Here is a 12,085-nt window from a genome sequence, read left to right on the forward strand (position 1 = left end):
TGCCTCGAATCTCCTTCGCCCCGCTCGCGGGGAGAAGGTGGCCGGCAGGCCGGATGAGGGGCGGAGACGGAAACCCTGTCTTTCCTCATTCCTCAGGCGGCTGCCAGTCGGCTGCCGCCATTTCGAAGGCGGAAAAGTCGAATCCGGGCGCTACCGTGCAGCCGACGAGCGTCCAGTCTCCGAGCGAGGCGGCCGACTGCCACCAGTTGGCGCGAACGACGCGTTGCGGCCTTTCGCCCTCAAGCAGATCCGGCCCAAGCCGGAAGCGTGAGGCCGGCTTGCCCGGCTCGGCGATGCTGAGTTCGAGAGGGGCGCCCGCATAGTAGTGCCAGATCTCGGCCGCGTCGCGCACGCGATGCCAGTGCGAGCGCTCGCCCTTTTCGAGCAGATAGTAGATTGCCGTCGAATGGCTGCGTGGCGCGCCACTGTCGCGGAAGGTCTCCACGTACCAGCCGCCCTCCGGATGCCTCGCCAACCCAAGCGCGTCGACAATTGCGGCCGGCGTCAGGTGCCGCGAGACGTCCATCAGAAATTATCCTTGCGCTTGCGGATCTCTGCAAACACCTCCGCATCGCTCGCGCTCTCCATGGCAAGATGCTTGCGGATCTTCTGGTCGCCTGCGCGAAGGAATGGATTGGTCCGCTTTTCGAGGCCGATCGTCGTTGGTGCGGTGAAACCGCCGTCCGAGCGCGTCTCCTCGATTTCGGCGGCACGCGTCTTGAGCGCTGTATTTTCGGGGTCGATCGTCACGGCGAAATGCGCATTGGCGAGCGTGTACTCGTGGCCGAAATAGACGGCGGTGTCGTCCGGGAGCGCCATCAGCCGGTTCAGCGATTGCCACATCGTCTCGGCCGTTCCCTCGAACAGCCGCCCGCAGCCGAGCGCAAACAGCGTGTCCGCTGCAAACAGCAGCTTATCCTTCGGGAAATGGAAGCAGATGTGGCCCGCGGTATGTCCCGGCGTTTCGATGACCTCGACCGGGTGCCCGGCAAAATCGAAACGGTCCCCTTGGCCGACGCTCCTGTCGAGGCCAGGGATCTTAGATGCCTCGCCTTTTGGCCCGATGATCGTGACGCCGAAGCGCTCCTTCAGGCTGACATTCGCCGCCACGTGGTCGCCGTGGTGATGGGTCGTAAGGATATGCGTGAGGCGCCAGCTCCGCCGCTCGAGCGCCTCGAGGATCGGCCGTTCTTCCGGAGCATCGATCGATGCCGTCGCACCGCTTGCCGGATCATGGAGAAGCACACCAAAATTATCGGTGCGGCAGAGGAAGAGGTCGAGTTCGAGCGCGGCCATGATGAGGTCCTCCGATCGGGCGTGACGCGGGATGCGGGCGAAGCCACGCCCATCCCGCTCCAGCGGAATGTAGCGAGGCTCGCCTTGAAGTCTACCGTTCCAAAGCTAACATGTTGGCCATGCACACGGATATCGTCGATCTTCGCCAATTTTATCATTCCGAGCTGGGCCGGATGGCGGAGCATTCCGTCAGCATGGCGCTCTCCTCGGTTTGGGCGCGATTGCCTGAGGAGCGGCTCGTCGGTCTCGGCTATGCCGTGCCCTATCTCGAACGATTCCGCGCCGACACCGAGCGGACCTTCGCCTTCATGCCGGCGGGGCAGGGCGCGGTGAATTGGCCTGTCGCGGAATTGTCTTCGACCGCGCTGGTCTTCGACGAGGAACTGCCGCTGCCGGACGCCTCGATCGACCGCGTGCTGATGGTCCATTCGCTGGAATTCGCTGAAAGCCCCCGCGAAACGATGAAGGAAATCTGGCGCGTTCTCGCGCCCGGCGGCCGATTGGTGATCGTCGTGCCGAATCGTCGCGGCGTCTGGGCGCGGATGGAGCACACGCCCTTCGGCTCGGGACGGCCCTATTCGCGCGGCCAGTTGACGGCGCTCCTGCGCGAGACAAATTTCACGCCCGGCGCCACTTCCGAGGCGCTGTTCTTTCCGCCATCGAAGCGCAAGGTCGTTCTCCGTTTGCGACGCAGCCTGGAGCGGTTCGGCCGTTCGTTGTGGCCTGTGTTTTCCGGAGTGATCATCGTGGAGGCGCAAAAACGGCTCTATCAGGGCCTGCCGGTCGCTGTCCGCGCCTCGCGCCGGGTCTTCGTGCCGGTGCTGGCGCCGCATGGCGTGCCGAGCACGCGCACCCAGCCGGTGCTGCCGACCACGGTGCTGTAGTCGCGTGGGCTTGCCGCACTCGACAAATTTCCTCCGCCCCGCTATTGGCTTGGCCACATTTCCTCCCGTGAAAGCCGATCCGATGAACCTTGTTTCAAAGAGCCCGCAGCCGCGTTCCGGTATTCTGGACATTGCCGCCTATGTGCCAGGCAACGAACATGCGCCGGGTGTTGCCAAGGTCCACAAGCTTTCGTCGAACGAAACACCGCTCGGCGCCAGCCCGCACGCGATCGAGGCGTTCCAGAAGGCGGCTTTCAATCTCGAACGGTATCCGGACGGTCAGGCGCATGCGCTGAAGGATGCGATCGCTGCGGTTCACGGCCTCAACCCGGCCAATATCGTTTGCGGCAACGGTTCCGACGAGCTGCTCGGGCTTATCTGCCACACCTATCTCGGCCCGGGCGACGAGGGGATCATCACCGAGCACGGCTTCCTCGTCTACAAGATCCAGATCATGGCGGCGGGCGCCACTGCGGTTACGGTCAAGGAAAAGGACGCGCATGTCGATGTCGACGCGATCCTCGCTGCAGTGACAGAGCGGACGAAGATCGTCTTCATCGCCAATCCGGCCAACCCGACAGGCACGTATATCCCCGTGGACGAGGTCCGCCGGCTGCATGCGAGTCTTCCCTCCGGCGTGTTGCTGGTGCTGGACGCTGCCTATGCGGAATATGTCCGGCGCAACGATTACGAGGCGGGCCTCGAACTGGTGTCGGCCAATCGCAACGTCGTGATGACGCGGACGTTCTCGAAGATCTACGGGCTCGCCGGGCTTCGCATCGGCTGGATGTTTGCCCCGCATGAGATCGTGGACGCCGTGGACCGTGTGCGTGGCCCGTTCAATCTCAATGCGCCGGCGATCGCCGCCGGGGCGGCAGCGATCCGCGACCAGGCCTTTGTTGCCGCGGCGGTCGATCACAATCTTACCTGGCTCGCAAAGGTCACTGCGGCCTTGCAGGGAATCGGTCTGCGGGTGACGCCTTCGGTCACCAACTTCGTGCTGATCCATTTTCCGGAGACGGGCGGCAAATCGGCCGAGGACGCTGATGCGTTCCTGACGGCTCGCGGCTTCATCCTGCGCGCCGTGCGCGCTTATGGTTTTCCCAATGCGCTCCGCATGACCATCGGTTCCGAGGAAGCGAACGAAGGCGTCATCGCCGCACTGACTGAATTCATGGGACAAGAATGATGGCTCAACAGTTCGAAACGATCGCCCTCGTCGGCATTGGCCTGATCGGATCGTCGATCGCCCGGGAAATTCGCGAGAAGCAGCTTGCCGGTACGCTCGTCGTTTCGACGCGGAGTGCTGCGACGCTCGCCCGGGCGGAGCAGCTCGGCCTTGGCGACCGCTACATGCTTTCGGCAGCCGAGGCCGTCAAGGATGCCGACCTCGTCGTCGTTTCGGTGCCGGTCGGCGCTTCCGGTGCCGTCGCTGCTGAAATCGCCGCGCATCTGAAGCCCGGCGCGATTGTTACCGATGTCGGTTCGACGAAGGGCTCGGTCATCGCACAGATGGCGCCGCACCTGCCCGACACGGTCCATTTCGTCCCCGGCCACCCGATCGCGGGCACCGAGCATTCCGGCCCGGACGCCGGCTTCGTCGGACTTTTCCGCGGACGCTGGTGCATCCTGACGCCGCTACCCGGTGCCGATGAAGAGGCCGTCGCAAAGCTCAGGTTTTTCTGGGAGACGATGGGCTCGATGGTCGACGAGATGGATCCGGAGCACCACGACAAGGTGCTGGCGATCGTCTCGCACGTTCCGCACATCATCGCCTACAACATCGTCGGCACGGCAGATGACCTCGAAGCGGTCACCGAGTCCGAGGTCATCAAATATTCGGCGTCGGGCTTCCGCGATTTCACGCGCCTCGCCGCCTCGGACCCGACCATGTGGCGTGACGTTTGCCTGCACAACAAGGACGCGATCCTGGAAATGCTCGCCCGCTTTTCCGAGGACCTTGCATACCTGCAGCGAGCCATCCGCTGGGGCGACGGCGACAAGCTGTTCGACCTCTTTACCCGCACGCGGGCAATCCGCCGCTCGATCATCCAGGCGGGCCAGGATACGGCCATGCCGGATTTCGGCCGGCACGCAATGGATCCCAAATAATCGCCTACAGCGCCGCACGTCTTATCCGACGCACCAAGGACGCTGTAACTCTTTGATTCCACGCATCGTGCCTTCCGAAAATCGGGTCCGATTTTCGGGCCGATGCGCTAGTCGGCTACGATCTAAGGAAACATCAGGGCTCTTCAGAGCGGCGGCAGCACGCCGACCGGGATGAAGGCCACGAAGGCAGTGCTATCGCGGACGTTGAGCTTCACCGTTGCCTCGTTCTTGCCGCCGGCAAGCGTTTTCAGCATGTTGGCGATGTTGTTGATCAGGTCCGTTTCGTCCGGAACCACCTTCACGAGACTTGCCCGCCAGGCATCGATATTCATCATAGTCAGCGAGAATTCGCCGGAAATCAGGCCTTGATCATTCACCGAAAAGGGGCCCGAAAGCTTCGCGCTCATTCCGTCGCCCGCGTCAAGGGTCAAGTGACGCAGTTCGCCGCTGCTGCCGCGAAGCATGTGTTCGGAAAGGGCTCCCGCCTGCATCCACCCGGCCTTGCCGACGACAGTGACGTCCGCTGCGACATCGACCGGGGCGGCAAGGCTCGGCCCTTGTGCGGGGCGCAGATCGAGTTTCTCCACGCTCAGGGCGGCGTCGAGGTCTTCGCCGTTCTGGCGCAGGTGCATCTCGCCGTGGCTTGCGCCGAAACCGAGGCTGTCGCCCGTCAACGGCCAACGCGCCGTTCCCGTGAGATTGTCATAGGCGATCGACGTACGGTCGAGGCCCGACATCGTCGCCTTGAGGCTCGCGTGCAGCAGCGTCCAATCGGCCGAGAGCGTCAGGCCGGGCGACATCCGGACCTCGGCGGGACCGTCGAGTTCGACGACGGCATGTCCCGGCTGATAGACCTGGGCGGCCGTTCTCAAGGCGCCGAAGGATGCGGAGGCGCCGCGAAGATTGTCGTCGAGCCGCAGCTTGTCGCAGAAAAGGCCGATGCGGAACGGGAAACCACGCACGTCCATCTCCGTGCACTCACCGCCAAGGCCGTTCGGCCGCTTTTCCGAGAGGTAGGTTGTCAGTCGTTTTTCAATCTGGTCCGCAGCAAAGAACCAGCCTGCAGAATAAATGCCGGCGGCGAGCACGATGCCCACTGTCAGCCAGAGAAATTTCTTGCCGGCTGGTGATCCGTTGGCGACATCGGTGACGGTCATTCTAATCGCGTACTCCAATTGCTGCTGTGGCCGGGCCCCCATCGGACCATTGATCGAAGGCGGAAGGGATGGAAAAACGACCTGGCATTCTTTCTCATTCCGTTCCGGGTGGCGGTTGCCGATCCTGCAAACTATTTTTCATTCCTGTGTATGGTTGCCGGCCTCCCCTTCCGTGTGCCGAAATAGTTTCGGCTTGATCGATCACGACAGCGCTCGCGAATGGTTCAACACGTGGCAGGCGGCATGGATTAAATGGCAGTTGATATGGACGAATTTTGGGTCTTTGGCTACGGGTCGTTGATGTGGAACCCGGGTTTCCGTTTTGAAGAGAAGTCGACGGCGCGCGCCTTCGGCTACCGACGTTCGCTGTGCGTGCGTTCATGGGTGCATCGCGGCACGGAGCAGCGGCCCGGTCTCGTGCTCGGCCTTGACTATGGCGGCTCCTGCATCGGCACCGCATTCCGTGTTCCGGGAAGCGAAAAAGCCGACGTGATCGACTATCTGCGCGAGCGTGAACTTGTAACCCATGTCTACAGAGAGCGGACCATGCCGGTCCAGCTTGCCGACGGACGCCGCGTGCCGGCACTTGCCTATGTGATCGACCGCGGCCACGCCCAATATGCCGGAGCACTCAGCGCGGCGGAAGCGGCAGAAACTGTTGCGACCGCCTCCGGCAAATCCGGGCCGAACATCGAATACGTGCTCAACACGCTCGCGCATCTCCAGGAAATGGGTATCCGCGACCAGTGGCTGGAGGACGTCGTTGCAAGATTGACCGCGACGGGCGCGGTCGCAGTTCAAGCCTGACCGAGTTCGCGCAGCCGCTGCTTTGCCGTCTCCGGCAACGGCAGCTGCGGATTGGCCTTGGCGGTCTCGACAAGCAACTCATCGCTTGCGGCCTCGGTTACCTCGATCAGCTTCTTGAGGAACGCATCCGGATCCATCCCGGCCTCGACCGGCGGCAGGACGCGCACCTTGAAATGACCGGGGAAGCGCAGGAACTTGCGCCGCGGCCAGAAGAGGCCGGGATGCATGGCAACGGGCACCACCGGAACTTTCAGATCACGGTAGAGGCGGGCGATGCCGTATTTGTATTCGGGCGGAGCCCCCGGGGGACGACGCGTGCCTTCCGGGTAGATGATCAACTGCCGCCCGGTCGCCATCTCGTTCTTGGTCCGCTCCATGACGTCGGTCATCGCCTTGCCGCGCGCCGCGCGGTTTACCGGCACCATGCGCTGCTTGATGATGTACCAGCCGAACAGCGGTATCCAGGTGAGCTCGCGCTTGAGGATGTAGAACGGGTCGTCGAGCCAAGGCAGGAGCGCATAGGCATCCCAGAAGGACTGATGCTTGGGCGCGAAGATATAAGGCCCTTGCGGAATATTTTCCAAACCTTCGATTTCGAACGTTGTGCCGACGATCTTCTCCAGAAGCCAGTGATTGCTGCGCACCCAGTTCTTCGGCACGAACCAGGCTTTCTTGCGGGGGAGAATGAAATAGATCGGCGTCAACACGATCATCTGCACGATCAGATTGGCATAGAAGACCAGGTTGAAAAGGATCGAACGCAGTATGATCATCAGGTGGCTCTCGATGCAGTGCAGGGCGTTAGTGGCGGGATAGCACTCCGCTGCCTACACGAATATGCCGTCGAGGAAAACCGCCGCGACGGCTCGGCACGCGTTTACCAGCGCAAAGTCGTCGTGGCACTCGGCGCTATTCTTCGGCCGGGGTCGCCCGAGACGAAAGTACCCTGAGGCCATTCGTCGGACGTGCGCCCATCATGTCGAGCATGGAGGCGACGGAATATTTGCCATATTCGAGCAGGATGGCCTTCAGCACGCGCGGGTTACGCAGCCAGTTGGTCGTCTTCAGATCGGAATTGACGACCGGATAGGCGATGAACTCCGTGTCGGGCTTGGCGCGGCGCAACTCCAGAAGGCTGCGCGGCATATGGTAATTGTTGGTGACGACGAGCACGGTCTTGTAGCCGCGATTGCGGATCCACTGCGCAGCCTCGGTGGCGTTGCCGATCGTGTCGATTGCTTCATGCCCGATGTCGACGCAGCACTTGAAGAGATCGGCCGAACTCTGCGTGTTACGGCGTATCTGGGTGCCCGTCGTCGCCGGATGGACGCCTGAGATCAGCAGCCGCTTGCCTGATCCTGACTTCAGAAGATCCACCGCCTGATCGATCCGCTGGAAGCCGCCCGTCAGGACGACGATCGCGTCGGCCCTCGGATGAGCCGGCGGCTGCAGTGAGGCGACGGTGTCCGCAAACTGCAGGAAGCCGGCGATGAAAACGGCAAGGAAGAGAAGCAGCACGAAAAATGTCCGGCGCAGGATTTTGCGCAGCAGGCTGCGGGACCGGCGGCGGCGCACGGCTCTCTCCCGCCAACTGCCCCTCCCGGCCATTTCGCTCTCGCCCAATTCTCGCACCATCATGATTCTCTTCACTTACAGCGCCGCGCGTCCAATCGCACGCAAAGGTCGCTGTAGCACTTTGAATTGCTGCATGATTTTTTCCCTAAATCGATTCCGATTTGGGAATCATCCAGTAGCCGCAGAATGCGGCAGGGAATAGATGGAGTGAACGCGGTTCATGGCTGTCAGCTTTGAAAGGTGTCCGTCCGGCCAGGATCCGACCGGATGAGATCTATTTCGTAGATCGTTCGCATGACTGTAAGGCGCGCCGTCAGAGTCGTCAGCAGGGCGATGACGATTATGATCGCGAATATGCCAAGATAACCGGCGTAACCGATGGCAAATCGGCCAAACAGGGCGGTAGCCTGGTCCGACTCGGGGGTGGCAAGCGTCTGCGACTGCCAGAAACTGGCCAGGGCGAAGGAAAGCGCAGCCAGCAGGCCGCCGGTCCCGGCGCCTTTCAGGCTGATCCGCAGGAAGTGCTTCTGGAACTCGGAGGCCACGAAACCCGCCTCCGCACCGACGAAATGCAGCACCTCGACAATGTGACGGTTGCCGGACAAGGCACCGCGGGTCGCGAAGACGACGGTGAGCACCATGGCCGAGAAAACCAGCGCGAGGACGCCGCTCCCGATCATCGCAGTGGTATTGGCCATAGCCACAAGACGGTCGACCCAGGTGCGGTGATCATCGAGAAAGGCCTGCGGAATCGTTTCCGTCAGCGCCTTGCGCATGGCGGCGAAGTCGGGCGGGTTGTTCTCGTCGATGGTAATGACGATCAGTCGCGGCACAGGCAGTTCGTCGAGATCGAGACCCTCGCCGAGCCACGGCTCGAGGAGCCGTGCCGTAGCGGCCCGATCGATGATGTTCCCGCCGGTCGTGCCGCTGAAGGTCAGCGCCAGGTCGCGCGCGTCGGCGAGCGCCTTTTCCATGTCGAGATTGTCGTCAGGCTTGATCTGGATGGTGATTTCCCGCGAGATCTGGGACTGCCAGCTTTGCGCCGTCGCCCGTACCATGCTGACCCCGCCGAGCGTCAGGCAGGCGAGGAAGGACATGATCGCGATGACGCACATCAGCGCGTGACCGGAAACATTGGCCGAAGGCACGATCGGACCGGTCGGGCGCACGCGCATTTCGGTGCGGCGCGGCTGCTGTTCGGGTTCGCGGCGGGGGACGCTGTTCTCATTCATAGATGTCGAGCCGCCCCTGTGACAGGATCATGCGCCGGGCTTCGACCTGATCCATCAAGGACAGGTCGTGGGTGGCGATCACCACCGCCGTTCCGAGCCGGTTGAGCTCGAGGAAGAGGTTCAGCAAGCGGCGCGCCATCGGCGGATCGACGTTACCCGTCGGCTCGTCGGCGAGCAGGATCTCCGGCCGGTCGATCAGAGCCCGGGCGATCGCCGCGCGTTGTTTCTCGCCACCCGAAAGCACCGGCGGCAGCACGTTGATACGCTCGCCGAGGCCGACCCATTTTAGAAGTTCGAGCACGTCCGCGCGATAGCTTGCCTCCTCCTTGCCCCGCACTCTGAGTGGCAGGGCGACGTTCTCGTAGGTTGTCAGATGGTCAAGCAGGCGGAAGTCCTGAAAGACGATGCCGACGCGCCGGCGCAGCATCGGGAATTCGTCTCTCGGGATGGAGGATATGTTGCGATCGAACATGCGGATCAACCCGCGTGTCGGCTGCAGCGACAGGAAGAGCAACCGCAGCAGGGTCGTCTTGCCGGCGCCCGACGGTCCGGTGAGAAACTGAAACGACCGGCGTGGGATGTCGAATGTCAGGTCCCGGAGGATTTCCGGTCCCATGCCATAGCGCAATCCGACGTTCTCAAAGTGAATCAATGGGCCAGCCCAGTTTCTCGTCACGACCTTCGACATCCGCCGCCAAGCCGATCGTCCGCGCAGAGGACAGCAATTCCGCCAGAGTAAAATCCGTGTGCGGCACGGCGGTTAACTTTCCATGAAAAGGCGTCGCTTTCACGGCTTCTTTCCGAAACATTAACCATTTCGGTTTACGTGTCGTCAGGATTTGATGCAATGCCCTGTTTCTTGCACAGGCCGGTTACAGGCATTGCCCGCAAGCTCCGCTCAAGGCTGCCGCCGGTCGCGCTGCCGTACGGTGCCGCACGTTGCTTCGGGAGGAGCGACGGAGCGATCCAAAGCGGGTCGCATTCAAACGGCCTTATGCGACGCGCTTTAGTTCTTTGTTTTCATGCATGTCGTTGTCCAAAACCGCTGCACACTTTTGGGCGACATGCATCAGGGGGAACCCATGCAGGCATTTCGCTCAAGAACGACCGCCCACGTCGATCTGCTTCCGCCGGAACGGGAGGCGCGTCCGAGTGGCGCCACAGCCAGAATGCTCGATTATGTCGACGCCGAATTCGAGACTATTGCCACCACCGCGCGGCCCAGCCCTTATCCGGTCTTCAACGTCAACCGGAAAGCCGCGCTCGCCAGGCGCGGAAAGCCCACTCGGCAGGTTTTGACGATCGTCGAGGCCAGGTTGCGCGGCATGCCGGCCCGCCAATTCGCCGGGCTGGTCAGCGGGTTGGGCCTCGGGGTGTTCCTTCTGATCGCAGGCCTTTTCAGCGAAGGACAGGCGGACACCCAACCTCTGTCGATCGGAGGCGTCAGGGCATCGTTCGACTATGCCGGTGGCATGCAGGTGCTTTCGGTCTACGGAAGCATAGACAACCGCTCCGGCACGGAACAACGTCTGCCGCTTGTCGTGGTCGATGTCAGGAGCAACGGGCACAAGGTGACGGCAACGCGGTTGATGCCCGACGGTGCGTCGATTGCACCCGGCGAGAGTCGTCATTTCGCTGCCCGCCTTCCCTACGCGGGCGGAAAAATGCCGGACGTCACGGTTTCTTTCGCCGAAAACAGTGTTTCTCGGCTCTGATTGTGCTAAGCGGCGCTTGAAAGGAAGCCACTCCCTGTCTTCCGCAATGAAGTGCTGGAGAGTCCCGCATGCCCGTCGTCCGCGGCAAGAATATCGAAGTCCTGTACAGCGCCGAGACGATCGCTGCCCGCAATCACGAACTGGCGGATGCGATCGTTCGTGGGCCCCACAAGGATCTGCTGGTCATTTCGATATTGAAAGGCTCGTTCATTTTTGCGGCCGATCTCATCCGCGCCATGCATGACGCCGGTCTCGCGCCGGAGGTCGAATTCATCACGCTATCGAGCTACGGCACGGGAACCGAATCCAAGGGCGTGAAGATAACCAAGGATATCGATAGCGACGTGCACGGTCGCGATGTCCTGCTGATCGATGACATTCTCGAATCCGGCGGGACGTTGCGTTTCGCCAAGGACCTGCTTTTGGAGCGCGGCGCGCGAAATGTCACGATCGCCGTCCTTTTGGACAAGCGGATGAAGCGTCGGGTCGATCTGGAGGCCGATTACGTCGGCTTCGAATGTCCGGACCATTTCGTCGTCGGTTACGGCATGGACGTCGCCTACGCCTTCCGCGAACTGCCATTCGTCGGCGTCGTCACGGGTGATGCTGAGTGATACCTGCAGCGGCGCGCGTCTAGTTAGACGCGCATAGGTCGCTGTTTGATTTTCTACATGACTTTGTCCTTGGATCGGGACCGGCCCAAGGTGTGATGCGCCGCCTTTTCTGAAAATCGACGCTGCGGCGTTTACCGAAAGCAAACGAAAAGCTGGTTGTTTGGAGGGGCGTCACGGCTTCGGCATGTCGAAGCGTGGCGTCGGCATATGCTCGAAATCGGCAGCGGTTTCAGAAGGCATGATGCTCGAGTTCAACGAGATGAGCGTCCTTTGTAAGTCCAAGGGACGCATGGCGCTCAATGGGAGCGAAGACGGGAGGCCATGATGGCGAGAATCCTGATTACCGAGGATGAGGATGCCTTGCGCTCATTTGTGGCGCGCGCATTGCGACTCGATGGACATGAAACTGTCGAGGCGGGCGATGGAGCCGACGGCCTCGCCTGCCTGCAAAGCCAGGCCTTTGATCTGCTCTTGTCCGATATCCGCATGCCGGTGATGGACGGCATCGAATTGGCGCATCAGGCCTCCGCCGCGTTTCCCGCGCTCAAGATCCTGCTCATGACCGGCTATGCGGAACAGCGCGAACGCGCGGACGATCTCTCGGGCAAGGTTGTCGATGTCATTTCCAAGCCGTTCTCGCTGCCCGATATTCGCAAGGCAGTCGCCCTGGCGCTCGTCGCCTGACAGCCATTT

General features: G+C 61.9%; 15 protein-coding genes. 7 read left to right on the forward strand and 8 right to left on the reverse strand.

Translation table 11 applies throughout. The features are described from left to right. Positions 1-85: 85 nt before the first annotated feature. On the reverse strand, positions 86-526 hold the full coding sequence (locus tag GHK62_RS24160) for a cupin domain-containing protein (RefSeq protein ID WP_153441584.1): 441 nt from the start codon (positions 524-526) through the stop codon (positions 86-88). After that, a complete protein-coding gene (gloB, locus tag GHK62_RS24165; protein WP_153441585.1) occupies positions 526-1,296 on the reverse strand; it encodes a hydroxyacylglutathione hydrolase in 771 nt (256 codons plus the stop codon). Before gloB ends, GHK62_RS24160 begins: the two co-directional genes overlap by 1 nt. 110 nt (positions 1,297-1,406) lie before the next feature. Here gloB and GHK62_RS24170 point away from each other — a divergent pair, with 110 nt between their 5' ends. The 3 genes from GHK62_RS24170 (at position 1,407) to GHK62_RS24180 (ending at position 4,292) form a co-directional block, all read left to right on the forward strand. Next, complete coding sequence (locus GHK62_RS24170; RefSeq protein ID WP_153441586.1) at positions 1,407-2,180, forward strand: class I SAM-dependent methyltransferase; 774 nt, start codon at positions 1,407-1,409, stop codon at positions 2,178-2,180. Positions 2,181-2,262: 82 nt separating this feature from the next. Continuing rightward, positions 2,263-3,369, forward strand: a complete 1,107-nt coding sequence (gene hisC / locus GHK62_RS24175; protein ID WP_153441587.1) for a histidinol-phosphate transaminase — start codon at positions 2,263-2,265, stop codon at positions 3,367-3,369. Beyond that, positions 3,366-4,292 carry a prephenate/arogenate dehydrogenase family protein gene (locus GHK62_RS24180; RefSeq protein ID WP_153441588.1) on the forward strand — a complete coding sequence of 309 codons (927 nt, stop codon included), beginning with the start codon at positions 3,366-3,368 and terminating at the stop codon, positions 4,290-4,292. The genes hisC and GHK62_RS24180 overlap by 4 nt, the downstream gene beginning before the upstream one ends. Before the next feature lie 143 nt (positions 4,293-4,435). Here the strand turns inward: GHK62_RS24180 and GHK62_RS24185 are convergent, their stop codons facing one another. Continuing rightward, entirely contained in the window at positions 4,436-5,449 is a 1,014-nt protein-coding gene (locus tag GHK62_RS24185) for a DUF2125 domain-containing protein (RefSeq protein WP_153441589.1), read from the reverse strand. 252 nt (positions 5,450-5,701) lie between these two features. On the opposite strand from GHK62_RS24185, the gene GHK62_RS24190 reads away from it, so the two are divergent. Further along, positions 5,702-6,256, forward strand: coding sequence for a gamma-glutamylcyclotransferase (locus GHK62_RS24190; protein WP_153441590.1), 555 nt, complete (start codon positions 5,702-5,704; stop codon positions 6,254-6,256). Here the strand turns inward: GHK62_RS24190 and GHK62_RS24195 are convergent. The 5 genes from GHK62_RS24195 to GHK62_RS33705 all read right to left on the reverse strand — a co-directional run bounded on the left by GHK62_RS24195 (position 6,247) and on the right by GHK62_RS33705 (position 9,911). After that, positions 6,247-7,029: a lysophospholipid acyltransferase family protein gene (locus GHK62_RS24195; protein WP_153441591.1), complete on the reverse strand. Its 783-nt coding sequence runs from the start codon at positions 7,027-7,029 to the stop codon at positions 6,247-6,249. The two genes, GHK62_RS24190 and GHK62_RS24195, sit on opposite strands and share 10 nt — an antisense overlap. Before the next feature lie 136 nt (positions 7,030-7,165). Beyond that, positions 7,166-7,864 carry a YdcF family protein gene (locus GHK62_RS24200; protein ID WP_153441623.1) on the reverse strand — a complete coding sequence of 233 codons (699 nt, stop codon included), beginning with the start codon at positions 7,862-7,864 and terminating at the stop codon, positions 7,166-7,168. Positions 7,865-8,058: 194 nt separating this feature from the next. Beyond that, positions 8,059-9,063 (reverse strand): cell division protein FtsX, encoded by a 1,005-nt coding sequence (locus GHK62_RS24205; protein ID WP_153441592.1) that lies wholly within the window; start codon positions 9,061-9,063, stop codon positions 8,059-8,061. After that, the gene (ftsE, locus tag GHK62_RS24210) at positions 9,056-9,679 is read right to left on the reverse strand and encodes a cell division ATP-binding protein FtsE (protein ID WP_234887029.1); all 624 of its coding nucleotides are present in this window, start codon (positions 9,677-9,679) and stop codon (positions 9,056-9,058) included. Before ftsE ends, GHK62_RS24205 begins: the two co-directional genes overlap by 8 nt. 22 nt (positions 9,680-9,701) lie before the next feature. Then, the gene (locus GHK62_RS33705; RefSeq protein WP_167528350.1) at positions 9,702-9,911 is read right to left on the reverse strand and encodes a hypothetical protein; all 210 of its coding nucleotides are present in this window, start codon (positions 9,909-9,911) and stop codon (positions 9,702-9,704) included. 234 nt (positions 9,912-10,145) lie between these two features. On the opposite strand from GHK62_RS33705, the gene GHK62_RS24215 reads away from it, so the two are divergent. The 3 genes from GHK62_RS24215 to GHK62_RS24225 all read left to right on the forward strand — a co-directional run bounded on the left by GHK62_RS24215 (position 10,146) and on the right by GHK62_RS24225 (position 12,076). Further along, the gene (locus GHK62_RS24215; protein WP_153441594.1) at positions 10,146-10,778 is read left to right on the forward strand and encodes a hypothetical protein; all 633 of its coding nucleotides are present in this window, start codon (positions 10,146-10,148) and stop codon (positions 10,776-10,778) included. A gap of 68 nt (positions 10,779-10,846) precedes the next feature. After that, on the forward strand, positions 10,847-11,392 hold the full coding sequence (hpt, locus tag GHK62_RS24220) for a hypoxanthine phosphoribosyltransferase (protein WP_153441595.1): 546 nt from the start codon (positions 10,847-10,849) through the stop codon (positions 11,390-11,392). 324 nt (positions 11,393-11,716) lie between these two features. Then, complete coding sequence (locus GHK62_RS24225) at positions 11,717-12,076, forward strand: response regulator (protein ID WP_136508849.1); 360 nt, start codon at positions 11,717-11,719, stop codon at positions 12,074-12,076. Positions 12,077-12,085: the final 9 nt, after the last annotated feature.

The organism is Sinorhizobium terangae (assembly GCF_009601505.1).
Taxonomy (GTDB): domain Bacteria; phylum Pseudomonadota; class Alphaproteobacteria; order Rhizobiales; family Rhizobiaceae; genus Sinorhizobium; species Sinorhizobium terangae.

Excerpts from the sequence above, each read along its gene's own strand:
- GHK62_RS24190 (WP_153441590.1), top strand. The coding sequence starts at position 5,702 with ATGGCAGTTGATATGGACGAATTTTGGGTCTTTGGCTACGGGTCGTTG.
- hisC (WP_153441587.1), top strand. The coding sequence starts at position 2,263 with ATGAACCTTGTTTCAAAGAGCCCGCAGCCGCGTTCCGGTATTCTGGAC.
- GHK62_RS24160 (WP_153441584.1), bottom strand. The coding sequence starts at position 526 with ATGGACGTCTCGCGGCACCTGACGCCGGCCGCAATTGTCGACGCGCTT.
- GHK62_RS24205 (WP_153441592.1), bottom strand. The coding sequence starts at position 9,063 with ATGAATGAGAACAGCGTCCCCCGCCGCGAACCCGAACAGCAGCCGCGC.
- GHK62_RS24195 (WP_153441591.1), bottom strand. The coding sequence starts at position 7,029 with ATGATCATACTGCGTTCGATCCTTTTCAACCTGGTCTTCTATGCCAAT.
- GHK62_RS24215 (WP_153441594.1), top strand. The coding sequence starts at position 10,146 with ATGCAGGCATTTCGCTCAAGAACGACCGCCCACGTCGATCTGCTTCCG.
- GHK62_RS24170 (WP_153441586.1), top strand. The coding sequence starts at position 1,407 with ATGTTGGCCATGCACACGGATATCGTCGATCTTCGCCAATTTTATCAT.
- GHK62_RS24200 (WP_153441623.1), bottom strand. The coding sequence starts at position 7,864 with ATGGCCGGGAGGGGCAGTTGGCGGGAGAGAGCCGTGCGCCGCCGCCGG.
- GHK62_RS24185 (WP_153441589.1), bottom strand. The coding sequence starts at position 5,449 with ATGACCGTCACCGATGTCGCCAACGGATCACCAGCCGGCAAGAAATTT.
- GHK62_RS24225 (WP_136508849.1), top strand. The coding sequence starts at position 11,717 with ATGGCGAGAATCCTGATTACCGAGGATGAGGATGCCTTGCGCTCATTT.
- ftsE (WP_234887029.1), bottom strand. The coding sequence starts at position 9,679 with ATGGGACCGGAAATCCTCCGGGACCTGACATTCGACATCCCACGCCGG.
- gloB (WP_153441585.1), bottom strand. The coding sequence starts at position 1,296 with ATGGCCGCGCTCGAACTCGACCTCTTCCTCTGCCGCACCGATAATTTT.
- GHK62_RS24180 (WP_153441588.1), top strand. The coding sequence starts at position 3,366 with ATGATGGCTCAACAGTTCGAAACGATCGCCCTCGTCGGCATTGGCCTG.
- hpt (WP_153441595.1), top strand. The coding sequence starts at position 10,847 with ATGCCCGTCGTCCGCGGCAAGAATATCGAAGTCCTGTACAGCGCCGAG.